The 24,970-nt window shown below is 66.2% G+C and carries 19 protein-coding genes and 1 pseudogene; 6 read left to right on the top strand and 14 right to left on the bottom strand.

Annotated elements, in window-relative coordinates; genetic code table 11:
- Nucleotides 1-229 precede the first annotated feature (229 nt).
- The 3 genes from RBJ75_RS02045 to RBJ75_RS02035 all read left to right on the top strand — a co-directional run bounded on the left by RBJ75_RS02045 (nucleotide 230) and on the right by RBJ75_RS02035 (nucleotide 3,436).
- Entirely contained in the window at nucleotides 230-1,840 is a 1,611-nt protein-coding gene (locus RBJ75_RS02045) for a phytoene desaturase family protein (RefSeq protein WP_044415254.1), read from the top strand.
- A gap of 418 nt (nucleotides 1,841-2,258) precedes the next feature.
- Complete coding sequence (locus RBJ75_RS02040; RefSeq protein WP_160297957.1) at nucleotides 2,259-2,414, top strand: hypothetical protein; 156 nt, start codon at nucleotides 2,259-2,261, stop codon at nucleotides 2,412-2,414.
- Between the two features lie 134 nt (nucleotides 2,415-2,548).
- Entirely contained in the window at nucleotides 2,549-3,436 is an 888-nt protein-coding gene (locus RBJ75_RS02035; RefSeq protein WP_317528614.1) for a 50S ribosomal protein L11 methyltransferase, read from the top strand.
- 12 nt (nucleotides 3,437-3,448) lie between these two features.
- Here the strand turns inward: RBJ75_RS02035 and RBJ75_RS02030 are convergent, their stop codons facing one another.
- Nucleotides 3,449-3,646 carry a hypothetical protein gene (locus RBJ75_RS02030; protein ID WP_080901215.1) on the bottom strand — a complete coding sequence of 66 codons (198 nt, stop codon included), beginning with the start codon at nucleotides 3,644-3,646 and terminating at the stop codon, nucleotides 3,449-3,451.
- Between the two features lie 193 nt (nucleotides 3,647-3,839).
- Here RBJ75_RS02030 and RBJ75_RS02025 point away from each other — a divergent pair, with 193 nt between their 5' ends.
- On the top strand, nucleotides 3,840-5,669 hold the full coding sequence (locus RBJ75_RS02025) for an aminopeptidase P family protein (RefSeq protein ID WP_276156854.1): 1,830 nt from the start codon (nucleotides 3,840-3,842) through the stop codon (nucleotides 5,667-5,669).
- 345 nt (nucleotides 5,670-6,014) lie between these two features.
- Nucleotides 6,015-7,295, top strand: a complete 1,281-nt coding sequence (locus RBJ75_RS02020; RefSeq protein WP_044405712.1) for a multidrug effflux MFS transporter — start codon at nucleotides 6,015-6,017, stop codon at nucleotides 7,293-7,295.
- A 160-nt stretch (nucleotides 7,296-7,455) separates the two neighbouring features.
- Here the strand turns inward: RBJ75_RS02020 and ligA are convergent, their stop codons facing one another.
- Nucleotides 7,456-9,609, bottom strand: a complete 2,154-nt coding sequence (gene ligA / locus RBJ75_RS02015; protein WP_044405714.1) for an NAD-dependent DNA ligase LigA — start codon at nucleotides 9,607-9,609, stop codon at nucleotides 7,456-7,458.
- 82 nt (nucleotides 9,610-9,691) lie between these two features.
- On the opposite strand from ligA, the gene RBJ75_RS02010 reads away from it, so the two are divergent.
- A complete protein-coding gene (locus RBJ75_RS02010) occupies nucleotides 9,692-9,979 on the top strand; it encodes a GIY-YIG nuclease family protein (RefSeq protein ID WP_044405716.1) in 288 nt (95 codons plus the stop codon).
- A 238-nt stretch (nucleotides 9,980-10,217) separates the two neighbouring features.
- Here the strand turns inward: RBJ75_RS02010 and recN are convergent, their stop codons facing one another.
- From recN to RBJ75_RS01950, 12 genes and pseudogenes are all read right to left on the bottom strand, one after another.
- A complete protein-coding gene (gene recN / locus RBJ75_RS02005; RefSeq protein ID WP_044411330.1) occupies nucleotides 10,218-11,903 on the bottom strand; it encodes a DNA repair protein RecN in 1,686 nt (561 codons plus the stop codon).
- A gap of 165 nt (nucleotides 11,904-12,068) precedes the next feature.
- Nucleotides 12,069-12,977, bottom strand: coding sequence for an outer membrane protein assembly factor BamD (locus RBJ75_RS02000; RefSeq protein WP_044411332.1), 909 nt, complete (start codon nucleotides 12,975-12,977; stop codon nucleotides 12,069-12,071).
- 244 nt (nucleotides 12,978-13,221) lie between these two features.
- Nucleotides 13,222-14,181, bottom strand: coding sequence for a UDP-3-O-acyl-N-acetylglucosamine deacetylase (gene lpxC, locus RBJ75_RS01995; RefSeq protein WP_044411334.1), 960 nt, complete (start codon nucleotides 14,179-14,181; stop codon nucleotides 13,222-13,224).
- 353 nt (nucleotides 14,182-14,534) lie between these two features.
- On the bottom strand, nucleotides 14,535-16,298 hold the full coding sequence (ftsZ, locus tag RBJ75_RS01990; protein WP_044411335.1) for a cell division protein FtsZ: 1,764 nt from the start codon (nucleotides 16,296-16,298) through the stop codon (nucleotides 14,535-14,537).
- A gap of 93 nt (nucleotides 16,299-16,391) precedes the next feature.
- The gene (gene ftsA, locus RBJ75_RS01985; RefSeq protein WP_044411337.1) at nucleotides 16,392-17,714 is read right to left on the bottom strand and encodes a cell division protein FtsA; all 1,323 of its coding nucleotides are present in this window, start codon (nucleotides 17,712-17,714) and stop codon (nucleotides 16,392-16,394) included.
- Entirely contained in the window at nucleotides 17,711-18,703 is a 993-nt protein-coding gene (locus RBJ75_RS01980) for a cell division protein FtsQ/DivIB (RefSeq protein ID WP_044411338.1), read from the bottom strand. Before RBJ75_RS01980 ends, ftsA begins: the two co-directional genes overlap by 4 nt.
- Nucleotides 18,670-18,923: pseudogene (locus RBJ75_RS01975) on the bottom strand (D-alanine--D-alanine ligase); the annotation flags it as partial. The pseudogene RBJ75_RS01975 and the gene RBJ75_RS01980, both read right to left, overlap by 34 nt.
- A gap of 86 nt (nucleotides 18,924-19,009) precedes the next feature.
- A complete protein-coding gene (locus tag RBJ75_RS01970) occupies nucleotides 19,010-19,999 on the bottom strand; it encodes a D-alanine--D-alanine ligase (RefSeq protein ID WP_044411339.1) in 990 nt (329 codons plus the stop codon).
- 24 nt (nucleotides 20,000-20,023) lie between these two features.
- Nucleotides 20,024-20,971 carry a UDP-N-acetylmuramate dehydrogenase gene (murB, locus tag RBJ75_RS01965; protein WP_044411342.1) on the bottom strand — a complete coding sequence of 316 codons (948 nt, stop codon included), beginning with the start codon at nucleotides 20,969-20,971 and terminating at the stop codon, nucleotides 20,024-20,026.
- A gap of 4 nt (nucleotides 20,972-20,975) precedes the next feature.
- Entirely contained in the window at nucleotides 20,976-22,379 is a 1,404-nt protein-coding gene (gene murC, locus RBJ75_RS01960; protein ID WP_276156397.1) for a UDP-N-acetylmuramate--L-alanine ligase, read from the bottom strand.
- A gap of 172 nt (nucleotides 22,380-22,551) precedes the next feature.
- Entirely contained in the window at nucleotides 22,552-23,496 is a 945-nt protein-coding gene (locus RBJ75_RS01955; protein WP_210165465.1) for a phosphotransferase, read from the bottom strand.
- 223 nt (nucleotides 23,497-23,719) lie between these two features.
- Nucleotides 23,720-24,892, bottom strand: a complete 1,173-nt coding sequence (locus RBJ75_RS01950) for an MFS transporter (RefSeq protein WP_044415722.1) — start codon at nucleotides 24,890-24,892, stop codon at nucleotides 23,720-23,722.
- Between the last annotated feature and the right edge of the window lie 78 nt (nucleotides 24,893-24,970).

Raw genomic sequence — 24,970 nt, 5'->3', positions numbered from 1 at the left:
GATCCGGCCAATCCGGCGCGGCCAGACCAACAACACCGGAACGACGCGACAACACAATGAAGGTTGCAACGATAGCGCGCGCGCCTTTCAACTCGCAATGCGTCGTTGGTGCGGCGCGCCGCGTTCCGGCAAACGAGCGCCTTGCGCGGACCCTCCAAGTCTTCGATAAACGCCGATCCGGCCGGCTTGCGTTACCGCCGTCGCCGCGCCCGCATCACCCGAGAGCGAGATGTCCGATCCCGACATATTGATCATCGGCGCCGGCCATAACGGCCTCACCTGCGCGGCCTATCTGGCGATGGCCGGATTGCGGGTCAAAGTCGTCGAGCGCCGCGCCGTGGTCGGCGGCGCCGCGGTGACCGAGGAGTTCCACCCCGGCTTTCGCAATTCGGTGGCGGCCTATACGGTCAGCCTGCTCAATCCGAAGATCATTGCCGACCTCAAGCTGCACGACCATGGGCTCAAAATCGTCGAGCGCCGGGTGCAGAATTTCCTGCCGGCGCCAAGCGGCAAATATCTGATCACCGGCGACAAACATACCGCGCGCTCGGTAGCCAAGCTGAGCAAACGCGATGCCGGCCGGATCGACGGCTTCTTCCAGGAGCTGGAAGCGATCGCCGACGTGCTGCGGCAATTCGTGCTGCGGGCGCCGCCGAACCTGGTCGAGGGCTTTGGCGCCGGCGGCATCCGCGAGGCGATCAATGCGCTCGGCACCGCCAACATGTTGCGCGCGCTGTCGCTGCAGCAGCAGCGCATGCTGCTGGATCTGTTCACCTGCTCGGCCGGCGAGATGCTGGACGACCGCTTCGACCATGATCTGGTCAAGGCGCTGTTCGGCTTCGACGCCATCGTCGGCAATTATGCCAGCCCCTACGCCGCCGGCTCCGCCTATGTGATGCTGCACCACGCCTTCGGCGAGGTGAACGGCAAGAAGGGCGTCTGGGGTCACGCTATCGGCGGCATGGGGGCGATCACCCAGGCGATGGCGGCGGCAGCGCGCGGCCATGGCGCCGAGATCGAGCTCGGGACCGGCGTGCGCGAGGTGCTGGTCGAGCGCGGCCGCGCCATCGGCGTCACGCTCGATGACGGCCGAACCATCAGGGCGAAATATGTCGCCTCCAATCTCAACCCGAAACTGCTCTACACAAGGCTGATGCCGAAGGGCGCGCTGCCGGCCGAATTCCGCGAGCGGATCGGGCGCTGGCGCAACGGCTCCGGCACGTTCCGGATCAATGTGGCGCTCTCCGCCCTGCCCTCCTTCACCGCGCTGCCCGGCAGCGGCGATCATCTCACCGCCGGCATCATCATCGCCCCCAGCCTCGACTACATGGACCGCGCCTGGCTCGACGCCAAGCAGCACGGCTGGAGCCGCGCCCCGGTGGTCGAGATGCTGATCCCCTCGACGCTGGACGATACGCTGGCGCCGCCCGGCCAGCACGTCGCCAGCCTGTTCTGCCAGCACGTCGCGCCCGAACTGCCCCATGGGATGTCGTGGGACGATCACCGCGACGAGGTCGCCGATCTGATGATCGCCACGGTGGATAATTACGCCCCGGGGTTCAAAGCCAGCGTGATCGGCCGCAAGGCGCTGTCGCCGCTCGACCTCGAACGCGATTTCGGCCTGCTCGGCGGCGACATTTTCCACGGCGCGCTGAGCCTGAACCAGCTGTTCTCGGCCCGCCCGATGCTCGGCTATGCCGATTACCGCGGCCCGCTGAAGGGCCTGTACCATTGCGGCTCTGGCGCCCACCCCGGCGGCGGCGTCACCGGCGCCCCGGGCCACAACGCGGCCCGGGCGATCCTCAGCGACCACCGCAGCCTGTTCACGGGGCGTGGATAAGGCTGGGGATGGGCGCTGAATGGTGCGGTGGAGAAGCTGTGGATAAACTTGTGGGTAAGTTGCGGATAAGCCACGGAAAAGTGGCTGCAGACGCGGTGGGTGAATGGTGGAAAGCCGGCAGTGTCTCAGTTTTGGAAAATTGACAAATTTGGGCCGGTTTTGCCGCCATCCCTCATATGCTATGCTACACGCATAGCAGGAGCTACATGGTGACAAAGTTCGACATTGACGCCGATCCTACAAATGGCGTCGCTCTAGTTGCGAACTCTGAGCGGCTTACGGTTCGCTGTAAGCTTCCGTCCGAAATCGACAGTTGCGTCGCGGAGTTAAAGCGAGAACTCGACCAGACAGCCGAAATGGCCAAGAGCGCCATTTTGAGCATGGAGAATCTGCCAGATTTCCCGACAGGACCGAACTAATGCGCCGAAGTCGTGAGACGTTACGCGACTATGAGCAAACCCGGCTGACGGCGCCCGCCCACGACGCCCTTCTTCGTGCCCTCGATGCCACGACGCCGACCGATCGGCTGGTCGATCTGATGCATCTGCAAAGAGAGGTTGCGGCGCAAAAATGATCGACCGCCATTTCTGGCGCGGCTGCGGATCGAGCCGCTCGATCACAGCCGACACGATCGCGCGGCTTTCCATTCGGGGCTGACATTCAAGCCGAGCTTTCGGCCCCTCGCCTCATCACAAAACTGGATTCCCCATGACCCTCACCCCCACCACCAGCGTCGCGCAATTCGCGATCGGCGACGAGGCCACAGCGCGGATCGCGGTCGATCGGCTCAATGAGAGTTTTGACGACGGCGCCGCCGCGGTGACGGCGTTCGAGGGCGCCTATGGGCGCTGGGCGATTTCGCTGCATTTCGCCGACCCGCCGGACCAGGCGATGGTGCGCGAGCTGGTGGCGCTGGCGGCGGGCGACGATGCGGCGGCGGCCGTGGCATTCGAGACCGTGGCGCCGCAGGATTGGGTCAAGTCGAGCCTCGACGCGCTGGCGCCGGTGCGGGCCGGCCGCTTCGTGGTGCATGGCCAGCATGACCGCGACAGGGTGCAGCCAAACCAGCTCGGCATCGAAATCGAAGCCGCGCTGGCGTTCGGCACCGGCCATCACGGCACCACAAGGGGCTGCCTGCTGCTGCTCGACGAGGTGCTGCACGCCTATCTGCCGCGCCGCATCCTCGATCTCGGCGCCGGGACCGGCGTGCTGGCGATCGCGGCGGCCAAGGCGCTGCGCTGCCGGGTGCTGGCCAGCGACATCGATCCGCAGGCGGTCGCGGTGTGCCGGGAGAACGCCCGACTCAATGGAGTCGGCAATCTGGTCGAGAGCGTCTGCGCCATCGGCTTCGGCGCGCCGGCCTTTGCGGCGCGCGCGCCGTTCGATCTGGTGCTGGCGAATATCCTGGCCAATCCGCTGCGGCAGCTGGCGGGCCCGATGGCGCAACATCTGGCGCCATCAGCGATGGTGGTGCTGTCCGGCCTGTTGCCGCCGCAGGCGCAAGGCGTGATCGCCGCCTATCGCGCCCGCGGCCTGGTGCTGGTCCGGCATCAGATCGTCGAGGGCTGGAGCAGCCTGCTGCTGCAACGGCGCTGAGCCGGCGGGCGGCTATTTCGGCTTGGCGCCGCGCCGGGCCGACATGCCGTCTGGCATCGCGCGTTTGACGCGGGCCTCGACGAAGCGGTCCAGCATCTGGACAATCACGCCACGGGGCTTTTTCGGTTCGCGATTCGGCGCAGGGCCATCGGTGGGAGGGGAGCCGCGGCGGGGCGGCGGTGAAATCTTTTCGAACGTAAAGGCTGGCATGGTGTGTTGTCCCCTCGTCGCTGAGTTGAAACACTCCCGGGATTGTCCCAGATGCATCAGGTTAACGTGCTTGGTCGTCTATCGTTCGTCCCTGCGGGTTGCAGGCATTATAATTCAAGCATAACCCGTGCCACTACGTAGAGAATCTCCCCCGATTGCCGGCGCCGACCGGCGCTTCCAGGATGGTGGACAGATGTTCGAAGCCCTCTTCCAGACCTTCGACGAACCCGAAAGCGGCGTCGCCCTGAGCGCGCGGCTGGCCGCCTTGCGCGAGGAATTGCTGCGACGCAAGCTCAGCGGATTCATAGTTCCGCGCGCGGATCAGCAACAAAACGAATATGTGCCGCCGTCTGACGAGCGACTGGCGTGGCTCACCGGCTTCACCGGTTCGGCCGGAATGGCGATCGTGCTGGCCCGCGAGGCGGCGCTGTTCGTCGATGGCCGCTACACCCTCCAGGCGGCCCAACAAATCGACGCCAGCGCCTGGCGCGTCGCCCCGCTGGTCGATCCGCCGCCGGAATCCTGGCTGGAACAGCATTTGACGGCCGGAGATTGCCTAGGCTTTGACCCGTGGCTGCACACTTCTGCGGCAGTCGAGAAAATGGCCGCGCTTTGCGCCAGGGTCGGTGCCGAGCTGGTGCCGCTCGACAGCAACCCGATCGACGCGGTGTGGGTCGGGCGGCCGGCGCCGCCGCTCGGCCCGGTCAGCGTCCATGGCCTGCAATTTTCCGGCGAATCTGAGGCCGCCAAGCTGGAGCGGATTCGCCACGAGATCGGCCGGCTCAAGGCCGATGCGCTGGTGCTGTCGGATTCCCATGCGGTGGCCTGGAGCTTCAACATTCGCGGCGCCGATGTCGGCCATACGCCGCTGCCGCTGTCTTACGCGCTGGTGCCGAAGACCGGCCGGCCGACCATCTTCATCGACGGACGCAAGCTCTCCAACAGCGCGCGCGATCATCTCGAACAGACCGCCGACGTCGCCGAGCCCGAGGCGCTGACGCCGGCGCTGAGCGCACTGGCCAAGGGCGGCGCCGCGATCGCGCTCGACAATGCCACCGCGGCCGATGCGCTGGCGCGGCTGATCAGCGGCGCCGGCGGCAAGGTGGTGCGCGGCAATGATCCGGTGGCGCTGCTCAAGGCGGTGAAGAACAACACCGAGATCGAAGGGACAAAGACCGCGCATCGCCGCGACGCTGTGGCGCTGGCGCGGTTTCTGGCCTTCATCGATCGCGAGGCGCCGAAAGGCGCGCTGACCGAGATCGACGCCGTCGAGGCGCTGGAGACCTTCCGCCGCGACACCGGCGCGCTGAAGGACGTTTCGTTCCCGACCATCTCCGGCACCGGGCCGAACGGCGCCATCGTGCATTACCGCGTCACCCGCAAAAGCAATCGCCGGATCGCGCCGGGCGACCTGCTGCTGATCGATTCCGGCGCGCAATATGAAGACGGCACCACCGACGTCACCCGCACCATCGCGATCGGCGAGCCTTCGGCCGAGATGCGCGACCGCTTCACCCGGGTGTTGCGCGGCCATATCGCGATTGCGCGGGCGGTGTTTCCCGACGGCACCACCGGCGCGCAGCTGGATTCGCTGGCGCGGCAATTTCTGTGGCAGGCCGGGCTCGATTTCGAGCACGGCACCGGCCATGGCGTCGGCTCCTATCTGTCGGTGCATGAAGGCCCGGCGCGGATCTCCAAGCTCGGCACCACGCCGCTGCAGCGTGGCATGATCCTGTCCAACGAGCCCGGCTACTACAAGGCCGACGCCTTCGGCATCCGGATCGAGAATCTCGAGCTGGTGGTGGCGGCCGATATCGCCGGCGCTGAAAAGCCGGTCAACGGTTTCGAGACGCTGACGCTGGCGCCGATCGACCGCCGGCTGATCGATCTTTCCATGATCAGCATCAAGGAACTGGCCTGGCTCAATGAGTATCATGCCCGGGTACGGGCCGAGGTGCGGCCGCATCTCGACGAGGCCACAAAAATCTGGCTCGACGCCGCCACCGCGCCGCTGACGCGATGATGCATACTGCAATGGCCTGACGCTCAACACGTCAATGGCTGTCATTCCGGGGCGCGAGCAGCGACAGCTGCGAGCGAGCCCGGAATCCATATCCCCTGGCCTGAATGAAATCGACGTCGGCACCCACACGCGACGCTGCGGCGTATGGATTCCGGGCCTGCGCGCCCGCCGGCTGCGCCGACCGGCGCGCATCCCGGAATGACAGACGTGAAGTCATGTGCGGTCCCGCAAGCCATTCCGCGCGAGTCCCGAAAACGGCATAGCCGCATGCCGAAATGCCCCTGCTCGCGGGGCAGAACGCCGCTACAGTCGGTTCGACGCAATCCATTCAGAACTGGCGGATCGATGCACGGCGTGACCGGCAAAGCGGCGAAATTGATCGGCTCAGCGCCGCCGAATGCGCGCCTGCTGCTGCTGCTGCTGGTGGTGATGACCGGCGTGGCGCCGATCTCGCTTTATATGCTGGTGCCGGCTTTGCCGATGCTCGCCACCGATTTCGGCCGCGACATCTCGATAGCGCAGATGACGGTGTCGCTCTATATGGTGGGGCTCGGCTGCTCGCAACTCATCATGGGGCCGCTGTCGGACCGGTTCGGCCGCCGCCCTGTGCTGCTCGGCGGGCTGACGCTGATGGCGCTGGCCAGCGTCGGCTGCATCTTCGCCGAGACCCTGCCGCAACTGATCGTCGCGCGGTTCCTGCAGGCGCTGGGCGGCGCCTCCGGCATGGTGATCAGCCGCGCCATCATCCGCGACCTCTACAGCCGCGACCGCGTCGGCGGCATGATCAGCCTGGTGATCGCCGTGATGATGATCGCCCAGATGCTGAGCCCGCTGGCCGGCGGCGTGATCGAAACCACATTCGGCTGGCGCGCCGTGTTCTACGTCATGACCGCCGCGTCGATCCTGGTGGCGCTGCTGATCGCGGTCGCGCTGCCGGAAACCCGCCGCCGCGGCGAACCCGGCGCCACCGGCTTTCGCGGCGACCTCAAGGGCCTGATCAACAGCCGTCCCTTCATCGGCTATGTGCTGTGCCAGGTACTGGCGTCGTCGATCATCTTCACCTTCGCGGGCGGCGGCCCCTATGTGGTGGTGACGCAGATGGGGCGCTCCAGCGCCGAATATGGCGCCTGGTTCGCCACCTCGGGCTTCGCCTATCTGGTCGGCAATCTGCTGTGCGTGCGCTTCGCGCCGCGCCATACGCTGGAGCGGCTGATCTGGTTCGGCCTGGCGCTGCAGATCACCGGCTCGCTGCTGAATCTGCTGTGGGGCGTGCTCGGCTATAATCAGCAGCCATCCTGGCTGTTCGGCACCCATATGGTGATCATGGTCGGCAATGCCTTCGTGATGGCGAATTCGGCCGCCGGCGCCATCAGCATCCGGCCGCAGGCCGCCGGCACCGCGTCCGGGGTGATGGGATTTCTGCAGATGGGCTTCGGCTCGCTGTGCTCGCAATTCGGCGCCTGGCTGGGCGGCAATTTCACCACGCCGCTGCCGCTCAACATCGCAATCGTCGCCCTGACGGTCGCCTGCGCCTCGGCGATGATCTTCCTGGTGCCGCGTGGCGGCGTGGTGGCGACCGAGGACCTGCTGGAAAAAGCCGATCAGGAAGAGACTGGGCTGCTGTAGGGCGTGGGGCGTGGGGCGCGCGGCACCAAAGCCTGTCGTCCCCGCGAAAGCGGGGACCCAGTATTCCAGAGCGGCAAAGTTCAACTATCAAACGCTCTGCAATACTGGGTCGCACGGTCAAGCCGGGCAATGACGGCTGTGGGGTGGCGCGACGCTTGCCCTAACCCTCGATCAGCTTGAGCCACTCATCCTCGGTCAGCACCGCGACGCCGAGGTCTTTCGCCTTGGTCAACTTCGAGCCGGCATCCTCGCCGGCGACCACGTAGTCGGTCTTCTTCGACACCGAGCCCGCCACCTTGGCCCCTAACCGCTCGGCCGCGGCCTTGGCCTCGTCGCGGGTGAATTTGGTCAGCGAGCCGGTGAACACCACGGTCTTGCCGGCGATCGCGGTATCGCGCTTGACCTGCTCGGCCGGCAGCACCTCGATCTCGTCGAGCAATTCGCCGAGCGCCTTGACGTTGCGTTGCTCGGCGAAGAACTCGACCACCGCGTCGGCGACGATCTCGCCAACGCCGCCGATATTGTTCAGGTCGGTATAGGCCTCGGACGAATTGCCCTCTTCGCTTTGGCCGGAGGCCGCCGCCAGCATCGCGTCGCGGAAGGCATCGAATGTGCCGTAATGCCGCGCCAGCAGCTTGGCGTTGCCCTCGCCGACATGGCGAATCCCGAGCGCGAAGATCAGCCGGTGCAGTTCGATGCGGCGGCGCGCATCGATCGCGGCGAACAGATTGCGCACCGAGGTCTCGCCGAAGCCCTCGCGATCGCGCAGCTGCTTGCTCGCGCGGGCGTCGCGTTTCTGCAGCGTGAAGATGTCGACCGGATGCATGATCAGCCCGTCGTCGTAGAATTCCTGGATCTGCTTGTCGCCGAGCCCGTCGATGTCGAAGGCCAGCCGCGACACGAAATGCTTGAGCCGCTCCACCGCCTGCGCCGGACAGATCAGCGCGCCGGTGCAGCGCCGCACCACCTCGCCGTCCTCGCGCACCGCGTGGCTGCCGCACACCGGGCATCGCTGCGGAAACGCGTAAGGCTTCGCGTCTTTAGGCCGCTTGTCGAGCACAACGCTGACGATCTGCGGGATCACGTCGCCGGCGCGCTGGATCACCACGGTATCGCCTTCGCGGATATCGACGCCGTCGCGGATCGCCACGCCGTCATTGCCGACGCCCTTGATGTAGTCCTCATTGTGCAGCGTGGCGTTCTGCACCACCACGCCGCCGACCGTGACTGGCGCTAGCCGCGCCACCGGCGTCAGCGCGCCGGTGCGGCCGACCTGGATGTCGATCTTTTCCAGCACCGTCATCGCCTGTTCGGCGGCGAATTTATGCGCGATCGCCCAGCGCGGGCTGCGCGAGACGAAGCCGAGCCGCGCCTGCCAGTCGATGCGGTCGACCTTGTAGACCACGCCGTCGATGTCGTAGCCGAGCCCCGCGCGCTGCTCGCCGATCCGGCGATAGAACGCCAGCGCGTCGTCGACGCTGTGGCACAAGGTGATCAGCGGGTTGACGGTGAAGCCCACTTGCTTGAGCCAGTCGAGCATGCCGTGCTGGGTCGGCTCCTTCATCGGATAGTCGCTCATCTCGCCCCACGCATAGGCGAAGAATTTCAACGGCCGTGACGCGGTGACCGAGACATCCTTCTGCCGCAGCGAGCCGGCGGCGGAATTGCGCGGATTGGCGAAGGGCGGATCGCCGGCCTGCTCCTGCCGCTGGTTGAGCGCCAGGAAATCGCTCTTGAGCATATAGACCTCGCCGCGCAATTCGCAGGCGGCGGGGATGGCGTTGCCCTCCAGCTTGTTCGGAATGTCGTCGATGGTGCGGACATTGGCGGTGACGTCCTCGCCGACAAAGCCGTCGCCGCGGGTGGCGGCGCGCACCAAATCGCCACGCTCATAACGCAGCGACAGCGACAGCCCGTCGATCTTCGGCTCAGCGACCAGCTCCGGAACCTGATCGAGCCTGAGGAAGCGCTGCACGCGCTCGACGAATTCGGCGACCTCGTCGTCGCTGAACGCATTGCCGAGCGACAGCATCGGCACCTCATGCTGCACCTTGGCAAAGGCCCGCGACGGCGCAGCGCCAACCTTCTGGGTCGGCGAATCCCCGCTCACCAGCTCGGGAAACTTTTCCTCGATCGCTTCCACGCGACGGCGCAGCGCGTCGTAATCGGCGTCGGAAATCTTCGGCGCGTCGTCCTGATAGTAAGCCTTGTCGTGGCCCTCGAGCTCGAGCGCCAGCCGCCTCAGCTCGACCTTGGCTTTGGCCTTGGTGAGGGTGGCGATGTCGGCGGGGGCGCGCTTGGATTTTGCTGTCATCTAATGAATCATACGCGGGTCATTCCGGGGCGCGAGCACTTGCGAGCGAACCCGGAATCTCGCTGCGCGGCGGGCGTTTGCAATGGCATATTATGTCTATCTTCTGGCCGGCAGGAAAGATGGACCGCTTTATCTTGGCGTGACCAACGACCTGGTCCGCCGTGTGTACGAGCACCGGTCCAAGGCCGTCCCCGGTTTCACGTCGCGATACCACATCACCAAGTTGGTGTGGTTCGAAATCTATGACGATCCGCTCTCGGCGATCGCGCGCGAGAAGGAGATCAAGAAATGGCGGCGGGACTGGAAAGTCGCGTTGATCGTCAAGGACAACCCGGATTGGAGCGATCTCTATGACGACATCACGCGGTAGTTCGCGGCGAGGTCGCCGTCACCCGGAGCAAGATTCCGGGTTCGCTCGCAGCTGACGCTGCTCGCGCCCCGGAATGACGGGCGCTGAGAGTTTTGTTTTGTCATTCCGGGGCGCGAGCCCTTGGGCGAGCGAACCCGGAATCTCGCGGCGTGTGTTGCGGCCTCTACTGCCCTCGTCGCGGTCCCGGTTCAGCGGAGCAGCACTTCGTGCTGCTTCGCGCCAGGGACACCAGCCTGCCCTACCCTGCCGCCTTGATCAGCCGGTCGGCGGCGGCCCTGGCTTCGGCGGTGATTTCGGCGCCGGCGAGCATGCGGGCGATTTCCTCGCGGCGGTGCTCGTCGATCAGGGCGTTGACGCGGGTGGCAACGCGACGGCCCTTGTCGAGCGCGTCCTTGGAGATCAGCAGATGCTGGTCGGCGCGCGCGGCGACCTGCGGGGCGTGGGTCACCGCCATCACCTGGACCCGGCTGGCGAGCCGCGCCAGGCGCGCCCCGATTGCGTCCGCCACCGCGCCGCCGACGCCGGTGTCGATCTCGTCGAACACCAAGGTCGGCGCCGAGCCGCGATCCGACAGCACCACTTTCAGCGCCAGCAGGAACCGGGACAGCTCGCCGCCCGACGCCACCTTCATCAGCGGCCCCGGCCTTGTGCCCGGATTGGTCTGCACCCAGAATTCGACGCGATCAAACCCCTGCGGCCCGGGCGAGCTCGGATCGCTCTCGACCTGGGTGATGAATTTGGCGCGGTCGAGCTTCAGCGGCGCCAATTCGCCCTGCACCGCCTTGTTGAGCTTCTCCGCCGATTTGCCGCGCGCCAGCGACAGTTTCGCCGCGGCGGCGCCATAGCGGCCGTCGGCTTCGGCCGCGGCGGTCTCCAGCCCATGCAGACGCTCGGCGCCGGCCTCGATCGAGGCGACGTCGGCGGCGTATCTGGCAGCCAGGGCGGCGAGCGCATCGACCGGGGTGGAATATTTCCGCGCCGCGGCGCGCAGCGCGAACAGCCGCTCCTCGATGCGCTCCAGTTCCAGCGGATCGAAATCGGCGGCGATCAGCGCCGCGCTCAGATGCTGGTCGGCCTCCTCCAACGCGTTGATCGCGGCGTCGATCGCCTTGACGGCGGGCTCCACCAGCGCCGGAGCGGTGCCGGCGCGGCGTTCCAGCCGGCGCACCGCCGCCGCCAGCGCCGCCACCGGCGAATGATGGCCGCTGACCGCGTCCTGGGCGTCGCGCAGATCGCCGGCGATTTTCTCGCCCTGCATCATCGCGCTGCGGCGCTCGGCCAAAGCGGTCTCCTCGCCGTCGGTCGGCGCCAGCTTCTTCAATTCGTCGGCGGCGTGGCGCAGATAGTCGGCCTCGCGGGCGGCGCGCTCCATCTCGTCGCGATGCGACTCGAGCACGGCGCGGGCGGCGCGGCGCGCCTCCCACAGCGTCTCCAGCGCCGCGACATCCTTTTCCAGCCCGGCAAAGGCATCGAGCAGCCGGCGATGCGTCGCGGTATCGACCAGCGCCCGCTCGTCGTGCTGGCCGTGGATCTCGACCAGCGCGGCGCCGACCGCCTTCAGCGTCTGCACGCTGACCGCCTGATCGTTGATGAAGGCGCGGGTGCGGCCGTCGGCGAATTGCACCCGGCGCAGGATCATCTCGCTGGCCTCCCCGGCGCCGTCGTCGTCGAGCCCGTTGGCGGCGAGAATCGACCGCGCCGGATGCTTCTTGGGGATGTCGAAGGATGCGGTGACCTGGCCCTGCTCGGCGCCGTGGCGAACCAGCGCGGCATCGCCGCGGCCGCCAAGCGCCAGCGCAAAGGCATCGAGCAGGATCGATTTGCCGGCCCCGGTCTCGCCGGTCAGCACCGCCAGGCCGCGCGCGAACTCGATATCGAGCCGCTCGATCAGGACGATGTCACGGATCGAAAGGCGCGCGAGCATGCGTGAGGGGTCCTGCTGGTGGAATGGTCCGGATGTTGTCTTCGCCCCGGCGCGAATCTGTCAAGGCCTGTGCAGAGGTGCCCACATTAGATCGCCGCAATGAGGCTGTCGTGCGGGATTTGACGCTCGTGGCGAGGCACCGCGCGGGCGGTGCCAAGCCGGAACCTAGCCGAGGCCGAAATTCTTGAAGGCGCGGCTGATATAGGAGCCCTTGTTCTCGCTGGGCTCGACGCCGCCGGACTTCACGAGATTATAGGCGTCCTTGTACCACTTACTGTCGGGGAAGTTGTGGCCGAGCACGGCGGCGGCGGTCTGCGCCTCGCCGACAATGCCGATCGCCATATAGGCCTCGGTCAGGCGCGCCAGCGCCTCCTCGACATGCCGCGTGGTCTGATAGCGGGTCACGACGGTCTTGAAGCGATTGATCGCGGCGCTGTAGTCGCGCCGCTCCATATAATAGCGGCCGACATTCATTTCCTTGCCGGCCAGTTGGTCGCGCGCGCCCTGCAGTTTCTGCTTGGCGTTGTTGGCATATTCGGAGGTCGGATATTTGCGGATCACTTCCTCGAGGGCGGCGATCGCCTTTTCGGTACGGCCCTGGTCGCGGGAGATATCCGGGATCTGGTCGTAATGCGACGCCGCGATCAGATATTGCGCATAGGCGGCATCTTCGCTGCCGGGATGCAGCGTCACATAGCGGGTGGCGGAGCCGATGCAGCTGTCATAGTCGCCGGCCTGATAAAAGGCATAGGCCGACATCAGCAGCGATTTGCGCGCCCAGTCGGAATAAGGATGCTGGCGGTCGACTTCCTCGAACTTCTTCGAGGCGGCCTTGGGGTCCTTTTCCTGATTCATCAGGTAGAGGCCCTCATTGTAGAGCTTGTCCGCCGGCTCGTCGGTGTAGGTCTCGTCCTTGGCGGCGAATTTGTCCCACAGCGCGCCGGTGCCGCAGCCACTGAGCGGTAGCGCCAGCACGATCGCGGCAAAGCCGAAGCGCAGCCCGCGCCGGACATTCTCGGTGCCGCAGGGGACCCGCAATCTCCGCAGTCCGGACGTCATAGGCTGTGCCGACATGAGTTAAACCTGACGAAGTGTGAGACGGTGCCGGCGCGGCATTCCGCGAACGTCGTCATGGCATCAAACATTCGCACGCCCCCCGGAAGCTGAAACCGCGACCGCAGGCTGTGTAGCCCAACATGGTCTCTTAACCAACCGGATACGCAGGCATTTCGCCCGGAATAAGGCGGTCGGAACGGGATCGAGACGGCTGTGGTTAACTTGGCAAAGCGGGACGAACCGGCCCGTTTCAGGACCAAATTCAGGAAACGTCCGGGCCGTAGGCCGGCGCGACCATGCCGCCAACCATGCCGCCGACCAGTTCGGCGCGTCCGCGCGGACGGCGTACCGGCTCGGCCTCGATCACCCGCCAGGCGCTGCGATCGGCCAGCAAGGCGGTCAGCGCCGTATGGTTGAGCTTGTGACCGCCGCGCACCGAGCGATAGGCGCCAAGCAGCGGCAGGCCGGCGAGCGCCAGATCGCCCACGGCGTCGAGCGCCTTGTGGCGCGCGCATTCGTCGGCGTAGCGCAGGCCTTCTTTGTTGAGCAGGCCGGAATCGTCGAACACCAGCGAATTGTCGAACGAGGCGCCGAGCGCGAAACCCATGCTCCACAACCGCGACACATCGTTCATGTAACCGAATGTCCGGGCGCGGCTGACGTCACGGCGGAAGCTCTCGGCCCCGACGTTGAGATTATAGGCTTGGCGGCCAATGTCCGGATTGGCGAAATCGATCTCGACCTCGACGCGGAAACCCGCGGCATGGGGCCGGAACTCGCCGACCGAATTGCCCTGCACAACCTGCACCGGCTTCAAGACCTGGATGAAGCGGCGCGGCGCGGCCTGCTCCTTGATCCCGGCCTGGTCGATCGCGGAAACGAAGGCGGCGGCGCTGCCGTCCATGATCGGCACTTCCGGGCCGTCGACCTCGATGATGGCGTTATCGATGCCCATGCCACGCAGGGCGGCGAGCACGTGCTCGGCGGTGGAGACCAGCGGGCCATTGCTGTCGCCCAATACCGTCGCCAATTCGGTCGAAATCACCGACTTTGCCGTCGCGACCACTTCGCGGTCCGCACGATCGCCACCGGTTCGCACAAAAACAAAACCCGCATTGATGTCTGCGGGTCCGATGGTCAGACTGGCGGCGAGTCCGGAATGGACACCGACACCCGTCACGGTGGCTTGCGAACGCAGCGTTGTTTGACGGCTTGATTTCATGAGTAACTGCCCAAATTGACCCGATCAAAGTCCGAACCGATCCGGTTTCCTGCCGACTCGGCTTTGATGTGTCCCCTAGTCACGAAAACCATAGCACTGCCGCAAAGAGCACCAACTCACGGTTTTTTACCGATTGTTACCCTAACTCCGCCGCATTACCGCCGCGGCATCAACGAATTCCGCCGCCGATCCGGTGCCGGGCCCCGACAGGGAGCCCCGCAAGATCTCGCCGTTCGCAGATACTATAGTTGAATCAACAGCTTAACCAAAGATTAACAATTCCCTAGATGACAAAAAAATGGCCCCGGTGTGACTCACCGGGGCCGGTTTGGCAGCTGGTTTATGTCACCAGCTCAGTTGGCTTGCCGGCGCAGGAACGCCGGGATGTCGAGATGGTCGTCACCCTGTGGCGCATTGGCAACAGGTGCCGGCCGACCATGGGCATCGAGGCCCTGCGGCGCGGGCCGCCTGGCATATTCGGAGACCGGCTCATGGGCGGTCATCTGCTCGGCGACGCTGCGCTGCGGCTTGCGCTCGGGCAAGGGCGCCATCGACGGACCGGCGGCGCGGGCGGCGATCGGCGCTTCGGCCTCCTCGTCACGACGGCCGAGGCCGACATTGGCCAGACGCTGCAGCAGCGACATCCGGGTCTTCTGCGGATGATCGTCTTCGGCATCGCCGCGGGCCTGACGGATCTCATTTTGCGCCGGCACCGGTAATTCGTCGAATCGCGGCATCCGCGGGGCCCGCAGCGGCGCGCGTTCGGCGGCCTGCGGAATGAAGGTGTCAGGCGTCGGCTCTTCCGGCGCGTAACGCGCGGGCTCGACTTCAGGGAATAATGACGGCTTCTGGGCGATCGGACGCACCGTCACATTGCCATAGGACGCCTGCTGAACCGGCTGTTGCGCGGCTTCGTGGGACGGCATCGGCGCTTCGGATCCGACCGCGGCGGCGATCGCCGCCAGCGCGGCGCGCTCGACATTGTTGGAGGGCGTGCGGGCTCCCTGGGCGGGCTGCTGCGCGGGGCGCGCTGCGGCTTCGGCGGCGCGCTGGTTGTCGGCGCGCAGCTTGGCGGTGAGTTCGGCCAGACGGCTGTCCGGCCCCGACGCCGGCGCGGCCGGAGCGGCCGGCGACGCGGCGCGCGCGAGCTGCGCCTGTTCGATCCCGGTGGCGACAACCGAGACCCGGATCACGCCTTCGAGCGATTCGTCGAAAGTGGCGCCGACGATGATGTTGGCGTCCTGGTCGACTTCCTCGCGGATACGGGTGGCGGCTTCGTCGACCTCGAACAAAGTGAGGTCGCGGCCGCCGGTGATCGAGATCAACAGGCCGCGGGCGCCCTTCATCGACGAATCGTCGATCAGCGGATTGGCGATCGCGGCTTCGGCAGCGGTCAGCGCGCGCTTCTCGCCGGAGGCTTCGCCGGTGCCCATCATCGCCTTGCCCATTTCGCGCATCACGGCGCGGACGTCGGCGAAGTCGAGATTGATCAGGCCTTCCTTGACCATCAGATCGGTGATGCAGGCGACGCCCGAATACAGCACCTGGTCGGCCATCGCGAAGGCGTCGGCGAAGGTGGTCTTCTCGTTGGCGACCCGGAACAGATTCTGGTTCGGGATGATCAGCAACGTATCGACGACCTTGTGCAGCTCGGCGATGCCGGACTCCGCGGTGCGCATCCGGCGCTGGCCTTCGAAGTGGAACGGCTTGGTCACCACGCCGACGGTGAGGATGCCGAGTTCGCGCGCGGTCTTGGCGATCACCGGAGCAGCCCCGGTGCCGGTGCCGCCGCCCATGCCGGCGGTGACGAACACCATATTGGCCCCGGACAGATGATCGCGGATTTCATCGATCACTTCCTGCGCCGCGGTGGCGCCGACATCCGGCTGCGAGCCGGCGCCGAGCCCCTGCGTGGCCTGGGTTCCCATCTGAATCAGGCGCTGGGCTTTCGACATCGTCAACGCCTGCGCGTCGGTATTGGCAACGACGAAATCCACCCCCTGCAATCCGGCGGTGATCATGTTGTTGACGGCGTTGCCGCCAGCTCCGCCGACGCCGAACACGGTGATCCGGGGCCGCAGCTCGCGAATGTCAGGGACGTTCAGATTGATGGTCATGGTTGCCTCTCGATTACGCGCGCGTTGGTTCGTGGTGTCCCCGGCTCGCTGCCGGAGAAGCTGATGGAAGTGGAATGGGTCGGAAAAGAGTCATCAAAAGCCCTCGCGAAGCCATTGTCCGACCTTTCCGAAATAGCCTGGCCGCCCGGTCATGGCGTGGCGGGCGTGCCGCGGTTCGACGTGTTCCAGATGGGCGTATTGCGGATAGACCAGCAGCCCGGACGGCACCGCGAAGGATGCGCTCTTGGCCTCATTGGGCAGCCGGCCGAAACCGAGTGGACGGCCGATCCGAACCGGGCGGCCGAGAATCCGGGAGGCCATTTCGGGGATGCCGGTGAGTTGCGACGCACCACCGCTCAGCACCACCCTCGCCCGGGGCTCTGCCGCAAACGGCGATTCAGCCAGCCGGTCCCTGACCATTTCAAAAATCTCCTCGGCTCGGTGCCGGATGATGTTGGCGATCGTAGCCCGAGAGATAATCTGCGGCTCATCCCGCTCATTGTCTCCGGCGGTGGGGATCGCCATCAATTCCCGCGCATCGGAACCACCGGTCAGCACCGTGCCATATAACGTCTTGATTCGCTCGGCATCCGCGATGCAAGTACCCAAACCGCGCGCCAGATCCATGGTGATATGCTGGCCGCCGACCGCAAAGCCGCTGGCATGGACGAAACGGCCGGCCGAATAGGTGGCGATTGTCGTGGTACCAGCGCCCATTTCGACCACCGCGGCGCCGAGATCGGCCTCGTCGTCGGTCAGGACCGACAGGCCTGCGACATATGGACTCGCCGCCATCGCTTCGACGTTGAGGTGGCAGCGCTCGACCACCAGCATCAGATTCTTGGCCGCCGTGGCGTCGGCGGTGACGACATTCATGTCGACGCCGAACTGGCGCGCCACCATGCCGCGGGGATCGCGGATGCCCTTGACGCCGTCCAGCGTGTAGCTGACCGGCAGCGCGTGCAGCACGGTCCGCCCCGGACCGGTGGCGTGGTTCATCCCGGTGCTGGTGACACGGGCGACGTCCTCGGCGGTCACCCCGCCGCCCTTGATGTCGGACGTGGCTTCGATCAGCTGGCCCTGCAGCCGCCCGGCCGAGATCGACAGCAGCACCGATTCAACCCGGACCCGCGCCATCTTTTCGGCCAGCGCCACCGCATGACGAACCGCCTGCTCGCATTCGGCCAAATCCACCACCGCGCCGGCCTTGACGCCGCGTGACTGGATCTGGCTGTAGCCGACCAGTTCGATGGCATGGCTGCGTCCGCGCAACGCGTCGTTCGGCGGGCACGGCTTCAGCCGCGCGATCATGCAGGCGACCTTGCTGGTACCGATGTCGAGCGACGCCACCAGCGCGGTGCGGTGCGGCGCCATCGGTCGCGTCTTCGGGGTCTGGTTGCGGTCGAGACCGGTCACGCTTCACCAGCCTTCTTTTTGGATTTCTTGTCCTTGAACTGCTCTTCGCGCGCCTTGGCGGCGTCATCCGACAGCCGCACCGACAGCCGGTCCGGCAGCCGCAGATCGATCGCCACAATGTCACGCGACAGCAACCGGTCTTCCTCGTCGAACTTCATCAGCGTCGCCAGCGCATTGCCGGCGTCGTGTTCGGGCAGCTTGATGTCGAGGCCGTTCTTGAGCCGCACATTCCAGCGTCGCTCGCCGACCAGAATCACCGCGCGGGTGTCCGAGGCCAGTTGCGGATATTGCGTCAGCAGCGCCAGGAAATCCTTCGCGCGCTTGCCGGCGCCCTTGCCGACCACCAGCGGCAGCGTCGCGAAGCGTCGCGCCACATAGGGTTCCAGCACCGCGCCGTCATCGGCGATCACCGACAAGCGGCCGTCGAGCTGCCAGCGCGCGAATGCCGTGCGCTCGGTAATGTCGATCTGCAATTGGCCGGGATAGAGTTTCAAGACGGTCGCGTCGGCGATCCAGGGATTGGCGCGCAGCTTGTCGCGCACCACGGCGGGATCAAGAAACAGCAAGGACGAGCGGCCGTTGACGCCGCCGATCGCCAGGATCTCATCCTGGGTCAATTGCTTGCGCCCGGTGATCGCGACGCTGACGATGCGGAAGCCGGCGACATTGGCTACCGCGTTGCGGGCGTCGCTGAGCGCCTCGGTCACTTCATCGAGGTGACCGCCCTTGACCACGCCAAGGCTGGCGCTGCCGAGCAGGATCAGCACGGTCGCCGCGATGCCGACCCGGCGCGGGAGATATTTTTCGACGAAAGCAGTCAGGCCGTCGGTCGGTTGCGGGCGATTGACCGGGGCCGCGATGGCGGCGCGACGCGGGGCCGCCAGACGCGCGCGCAACAAAATCAGCGCGCCGACCGCGGCCGCTTTCACCAGCTCAGCCCGAAGCCCCAGCAGTCTTAGCGACCTAGCGAGGCGTCCTCCACCATCCATTGCACGAGCTCGTCAAAGGTTACGCCCGCAAATGCTGCGAGCTCTGGCACACAGACGTCTCGATTGTGCCGGGTTGGGTGCCGGCCTCGCGACAGACGAGGCCACCAATTCCCTCGATGCGATCGTCGTGACGGAAATCCGCACGGCTTACGCCCCGGCAGCCGAGCGCCACATGCGCCGCCAGCGTTAACCTTCGGGCCTCCTGGTAAACAAATCGTAAATGAGACGTGCTCAGAGCGCGATTTCCTGCGTCCCGAGAATGCCTTGCGCCGCGCGGGCCAGCGAAAGCGCCGCCGCGACAGTGCGTTACCGCGCCGCGCGGCGCACCGCCAACTCGATCTGGTCGCGCAGGAAATCGACAAAGCCGATGCCCTCGGCCGCCAGCGCCTTGGGATAGAGCGAGGCCTTGGTGAGGCCCGGCAGCGTATTGGTCTCGAGATAGATCGGGTCCTGCCCCGCCACGATAAAGTCGGTGCGGGAATAGCCGCTGCATGACAGCGCCCGGTGCGCCCTCACCGCCCGGTCCATGATCTCGGCGCTGATCTCGGGCGCGAACCGGCCGGGGCAGATCTCCTGGGTGGTCTTGGCAAGATATTTGGCGCTGTAGTTGAACTCGCCCTCCGCTGGGACGATCTCGATCGGCGGCAGCGCGCGCAACGAGCCGTCGAGGCCCTCGAGCACGCCGCAAGTGGCCTCGATCCCGGCGACGAAGGGCTCGATCACATAGTCCTCGGTCTTGGCGGCGTTACGGACCGCGACGATATCCTGGGTCGCATTGACGAAGATCAGCCCGAAACTCGAGCCGTCGCAGGCGGGCTTGGCGATCAGGCGGCCATATTCCGCCAGCGCCGCCTCGGCTTCGTGGAGCGCCACACCGCGGGGAGAGGTCACCCCCGCCAGCGCGGCGAAGCGCTTGGCCGACACCTTGTCGAAGGCCAGATGCGACGATGCCGAGCCGGAGCCGGTGAACGGAATTCCGCGGATTTCGCACAGCGCCTGCAATTCGCCGTTCTCCGCCATGCCGCCATGCAGGCCGAGCACCAGCACGCGTTGCTCGGCGGCAGCCCGGTCGAGCGCCTGTTCGATGCTGCCGATGCCGCGATCGCCGGGCCGGAATGGCTCCTCGAACGGGCGCGAATGCGCCAGCAGCGCCGCCGGCTGGACGGCATGCACAGTATCGTCGGCATCCCAGAACCACAGCTCGGCATCGGGCAACGCGGTATGCAGCGCCTGGGCGGTGGCGACCGACACCAGGCGCTCCTTGTTCAGCCCTCCGAAGAGGATGGTGATCAGCATCTTTTATCCCAACGATCGCCGTTTTCACGCCGAGCCATGGCGCCCGGCTTCGACCGAATCGAGTCCGATCCGCTTGATTTCCCAATGTAGCTCAATTCCACTGCTGTCCTTAACCCGCGCCCGCACGGTCTCGCCGAGCGTCTCGATGTCGCTCGCCGTTGCCTCGCCGGTGTTGATCAGGAAATTGCAGTGCATCTGCGACACCTGGGCGCCACCGACGCGCAAGCCGCGGCAGCCGGCGGCGTCGATCAGTTTCCAGGCGCTGTGACCGGGCGGATTGCGGAAGGTCGAGCCGCCGGTCTTCTCGCGGATCGGCTGAGCCATCTCGCGATGCGCCTGCACCTCGTTCATCTTGGCGCGGATGGCGTCGGACGACGCCGGCGCGCCGCGCAACCGCGCCGAGGTGAAGATCAGCGACGGGTCGGCGCCGTTGTGGCGATAGCCGAATTTCATCGCGGCGTTGTCGAGGACGTGTTTGCTGCCATCGCGGCCGATGGCGCTGGCGTCGATCAGCACGTCCTTGGTCTCGGCGCCATTGGCGCCGGCGTTCATCCGCAGCGCGCCGCCGATCGTGCCGGGAATGCCGTAATAGAACTCCAGCCCGCCAAGGCCGGACGCGGCCGCCGTCTCGGCGACGCGCTTGTCGCGCGCGGCGGCGCCGGCATGGATCACCTCGCCGTCGGCGCGGGTGTCGCCGAAGCCGCGCGGCGACAACCGGATCACCACGCCCGGCAGACCGCCGTCGCGCACGATCAGATTGGAGCCGACGCCGATGCAGGTCACCGGGATATCGCCGGCCAGCCGCGACAGGAAGTAAGCCAGGTCGTCTTCGTCGGCCGGCGTGAACAGCGCCTGCGCCGGCCCGCCGACGCGAAACCAGGTCAACGGCGCCAGCGATTCATTCGCCAGCAGCCGCCCGCGCAACTGCGGCATCGCGGCCTGCAAGTCGGGCGTGAGATCGGGAAAGCTCACGGCATCAGCCCAGTGCCTTCAACTCGCCGGGTAGCGCATAGGCCCATTGGGTGATGTTGCCGGCGCCGAGGCAGACCACGTAGTCGCCGCTGTGCGCCAGGCCCGCGACGATCCCGGCCAGCGCCGCCGGGCCCGGCAATGCGACGACCTCGCGATGGCCGTGGGCGCGCAGGCCGAGCACGAAATGGTCGCGGTCGATGCCGGCGATCGGCGCCTCGCCGGCCGGATAGACGTCCGCCACGATCACCGCGTCGGCGTCGTTGAAGCAGGTGCAGAATTCCTCGAACAGCGATTGCAGCCGGGTGAAGCGATGCGGCTGCACCACGGCGATCACCTTGGCCTGGGTGGATTCCCGCGCCGCCTTCAGCACCGCGGCGATTTCCACCGGGTGATGGCCGTAATCGTCGATGATATTGACGCCGTTCCATTCGCCGGTCTTGGTGAAGCGCCGCCGCACCCCGCCGAACCCGGCCAGCGCCTTGCGGATCATCGCGTCGGTGAGACCAAGCTCATGCGCCACGGCGATCGCCGCGGTGGCGTTCAGCGCATTGTGGCGGCCCGGCATCGGCAGCGTCAGGTCGGCGATCTCATGGGCGGTACCGGCCTTGCGATCACGGAACGCGACCTTGAAGGTGGAGCCGCTGCCCTTCGGATTGAGCTCGATCAGGCGGACGTCGGCCTGCGGATTTTCGCCGTAAGTAATAATGCGGCGATCCTCGATCTTGCCGACCAGCGACTGCACCACCGGATGGTCGATGCACATCACGGCGAAGCCGTAAAACGGCACGTTCTCGACGAAATGCCGGAAGGCGTCCTGCACCGCCTCGAAGGTCTTGAAGTGATCGAGATGCTCGGGGTCGACATTGGTGACGATGGCGACGTCGGCGGGCAGTTTCAGGAAGGTGCCGTCGCTCTCGTCGGCCTCCACCACCATCCAGTCGCCGGCACCCAAGCGGGCGTTGGTGCCATAGGCGTTGATGATGCCGCCATTGATCACGGTGGGATCGAGATCGCCGGCATCGAGCATGGCGGCGACCATCGAGGTCGTCGTGGTTTTGCCGTGGGTGCCGGCGATCGCGACGCAGCTTTTCAGCCGCATCAATTCGGCCAGCATTTCGGCGCGGCGCACCACCGGAATGCGCTGGGCGCGGGCCGCCAGCAATTCCGGATTGTCGCGCCTGATCGCGGTGGAGACCACCAGCACGTCGGCGCCGGCGATGTTCTCGGCCTTGTGGCCGACGCTGATCGCGATGCCCTTGTCGCGCAGCCGATTGACATTGGCGCCCTCGGAGGCGTCGGAGCCCTGCACCGTGTAACCGAGATTGCACAGCACCTCGGCGATGCCGCTCATGCCGATGCCGCCGATCCCGACGAAGTGAATGGGTCCGATCTCGCGCGGCAGTCTCATGGGATGTCTCGTCTGGGTTGTGTTGGGGTGCCGGGGCGTTGCCCGAACGCCCCCGATTCGTGGCCCCTTCATGCAAGACACGGCTGGCCGGGACAAGCCCGCCCATGAGGGCTAAACGTCGAATGTCGGGGTGATTGGGCCGGTTTTAGGCATGGATGGCCGCCACAACGCTTTATTTCGGCGCGATCGGCCCATGCTTCAATTTAAACTGACTGAATGGCGGCGGCAATCCGGGCGCCGCCGTGCCGAACAGGAATGCGGCGAGGAACATCTTTCCCAGCACATGCCTGGTTTCCAGCGCATCGGGCTGGAGCCGTCCGTCCCGCAACGCCTGCTGCAATTCGGACAGCGTCGGCGCCGCCAGATCGGTCTCGGGCGCCGATCGCGGCCCCGCCGCAACGGCGCTGAACTGGACGCCGGCATAGAACAGCCGGGTCAGCGCGCGGATCAGCGAAAGCCGCTCGCGAAGCTGCCGATCCGGCTCGCGGCCGAGCCAGGCCCGCAGCACCACGGCCTCCAACTCCGGCGTCGGCGCGAAATTGTCCAGGGTGGTGGCGATATCGACCAGAGGATCGCTGCGACAGGCCGATTCCCAGTCGATCAACCACAGCCGTTGCCCATCGAACAGCAGGTTGCGCGGCAGCAAATCATTGTGGCTCGACACCGCATTCGCGGGATCCCAGGCATAGACGCTGCGGATCTCGGCGAGGCGTCGGCTATGGGCATCGAGCACGCCCGGCGCGAACAGGCCGCTGCGGCAGATATGAGCCCAGATCCGGGAGACGATGTCGGGATAGTCGATAAAATGCGGGAATATGGGCGTTGCCTGCAGCCGACGCACCATCTCGCCCAGCGCCCGCGCCAACGCCGCGGGCCCGCCTGGAAACGCCGTCAACGGCTGTTCGGCAATGAAATCGATCACCGCGACGCCGGCCGTCTCATCGATGGCATGAATGCGCGGCGCCAGCCCGGCATCCGCCGCGATCCGCATCGCGACATATTGGTGCGGATTGCGCAGCGGCGACGCCGCGCCCTCGATCCGCAACACGATCCGCCGGCCAGCAACTTCACAGAGAAACAGCGATGCGCCCGACACCCCGCCCGACAATGGCGTCATCACTGTAGGCGACGCCGAGCCCAAGGCGGCGGCGAGCGCAGAGCGTGCGGCCTCGCATTGCTGCTTTGGGAATTGATCAAGAATGTCTGCGATCATGGTCCGCAAGTAGCAGACAGCACGACGCCTGTCCGCCGCTATATGGATGCGACCATCGACGTCGTCGCGACACAAATCAGAAATCCGGGCACAACGACCGGACTTCCGCCGTGTTGTGGACGGCCGCCTACTCCGCCGCGGCCGCAACGCGCGCCTGCGTCCGGCCGGCGCGCATCGCCAAACTCGCCACACCGACGCCGGCCAGCGGCGCGAGGGCGGCGACCCAGGCTACGGCGTTCAGGCCGCCATGCGCGATCACCGCCCCGCCGAGCCAGGCGCCGATGGCGTTGCCGAGATTGAAGGCCGCGATGTTGAAGCTGGACGCCAGACTCTGGCCGGCGCCCTCGGCGCGACGCAGCACCGCCATCTGCAGCGGTGCCGCCGTCGCAAAGGCAGCCGCACCGAACAACGCGATCCCGACCACGATCGCAGTCTGGCTGTGCGCGGCGAAGCTCAAGAGGGCCAGGACGATCGCCAGAACCAGCAAACTGCCGAATACGCTGCCTGCCGGCCAGCTATCGGCGAAGCGCCCGCCGAGCAGATTGCCGACGATGGCACCGCCGCCGAACACCAGCAAGATCGGCGACACGGCCGCATCTGAAAAGCCGGAGATCTTGGTCAGGATCGGCGCGACATAGGTGAACAGCGCGAAGATCCCGATCCACCCCAGAATCGTCGTCAGCAGCGCCAGCAGCACCTGCGGCCGCCGCAGCACCGCAAGATCATCCGACAATCTGCTGTGATCTTTCGGCGCCTTGACCGGCGGCACGAGAAGCGCAACGGCCGCCAATGCGCCCAATCCGACCAGGGTCACCGCAAGGAAGGTCGCGCGCCAGCCAAAGGCCTGCCCGAGCCAGGTGCCGAACGGAACGCCCAGGATCGTCGCGACCGTCAGACCGGCGAACATGATGGAAATCGCCGAGGCTTTCTTGTTTTCTGGCACCAGGCCTGTCGCCACCACGGAGCCGACGCCGAAGAACGTCCCATGCGCCAGGGCCGTGAGCACCCGCGCTGCCATCAGGCTCCAATAATCCGGCGCCAGGGCGCAAGCCAGATTGCCGAGCGTGAAGATCCCCATCAGTACCAGCAGCACCGTTTTGCGCGGCCATTTCGCGGTGGCGATGGTCATGATTGGCGCGCCGACCACGACGCCCAGCGCATAGCCGGAGATCAGCAGTCCGGCGGCCGGGATCGAGACGCCAAGGTCGCCGCCAACCTCGATCAGCAGACCCATGATGACGAATTCGGTGACGCCAATTCCGAAGGCGCCGGCGGTGAGCGCGTAAAGGGCGAGAGGCATAGCGGGTTCCATTTTTGTTGCGAAGCAGCATGCTCCTGCATTCAAATCTGGACTGTCCTAGATTGGTGAGATAGACCG

The organism is Rhodopseudomonas sp. BAL398 (assembly GCF_033001325.1).
GTDB lineage: Bacteria > Pseudomonadota > Alphaproteobacteria > Rhizobiales > Xanthobacteraceae > JARJEH01.
This window is presented reverse-complemented; position numbering and strand designations above follow the sequence as displayed.

Excerpts from the sequence above, each read along its gene's own strand:
- RBJ75_RS02045 (WP_044415254.1), top strand. The coding sequence starts at position 230 with ATGTCCGATCCCGACATATTGATCATCGGCGCCGGCCATAACGGCCTC.
- RBJ75_RS02040 (WP_160297957.1), top strand. The coding sequence starts at position 2,259 with ATGCGCCGAAGTCGTGAGACGTTACGCGACTATGAGCAAACCCGGCTG.
- RBJ75_RS02035 (WP_317528614.1), top strand. The coding sequence starts at position 2,549 with ATGACCCTCACCCCCACCACCAGCGTCGCGCAATTCGCGATCGGCGAC.
- RBJ75_RS02030 (WP_080901215.1), bottom strand. The coding sequence starts at position 3,646 with ATGCCAGCCTTTACGTTCGAAAAGATTTCACCGCCGCCCCGCCGCGGC.
- RBJ75_RS02025 (WP_276156854.1), top strand. The coding sequence starts at position 3,840 with ATGTTCGAAGCCCTCTTCCAGACCTTCGACGAACCCGAAAGCGGCGTC.
- RBJ75_RS02020 (WP_044405712.1), top strand. The coding sequence starts at position 6,015 with ATGCACGGCGTGACCGGCAAAGCGGCGAAATTGATCGGCTCAGCGCCG.
- ligA (WP_044405714.1), bottom strand. The coding sequence starts at position 9,609 with ATGACAGCAAAATCCAAGCGCGCCCCCGCCGACATCGCCACCCTCACC.
- RBJ75_RS02010 (WP_044405716.1), top strand. The coding sequence starts at position 9,692 with ATGGCATATTATGTCTATCTTCTGGCCGGCAGGAAAGATGGACCGCTT.
- recN (WP_044411330.1), bottom strand. The coding sequence starts at position 11,903 with ATGCTCGCGCGCCTTTCGATCCGTGACATCGTCCTGATCGAGCGGCTC.
- RBJ75_RS02000 (WP_044411332.1), bottom strand. The coding sequence starts at position 12,977 with ATGTCGGCACAGCCTATGACGTCCGGACTGCGGAGATTGCGGGTCCCC.
- lpxC (WP_044411334.1), bottom strand. The coding sequence starts at position 14,181 with ATGAAATCAAGCCGTCAAACAACGCTGCGTTCGCAAGCCACCGTGACG.
- ftsZ (WP_044411335.1), bottom strand. The coding sequence starts at position 16,298 with ATGACCATCAATCTGAACGTCCCTGACATTCGCGAGCTGCGGCCCCGG.
- RBJ75_RS01980 (WP_044411338.1), bottom strand. The coding sequence starts at position 18,703 with ATGGATGGTGGAGGACGCCTCGCTAGGTCGCTAAGACTGCTGGGGCTT.
- RBJ75_RS01970 (WP_044411339.1), bottom strand. The coding sequence starts at position 19,999 with ATGCTGATCACCATCCTCTTCGGAGGGCTGAACAAGGAGCGCCTGGTG.
- murC (WP_276156397.1), bottom strand. The coding sequence starts at position 22,379 with ATGAGACTGCCGCGCGAGATCGGACCCATTCACTTCGTCGGGATCGGC.
- RBJ75_RS01955 (WP_210165465.1), bottom strand. The coding sequence starts at position 23,496 with ATGACGCCATTGTCGGGCGGGGTGTCGGGCGCATCGCTGTTTCTCTGT.
- RBJ75_RS01950 (WP_044415722.1), bottom strand. The coding sequence starts at position 24,892 with ATGCCTCTCGCCCTTTACGCGCTCACCGCCGGCGCCTTCGGAATTGGC.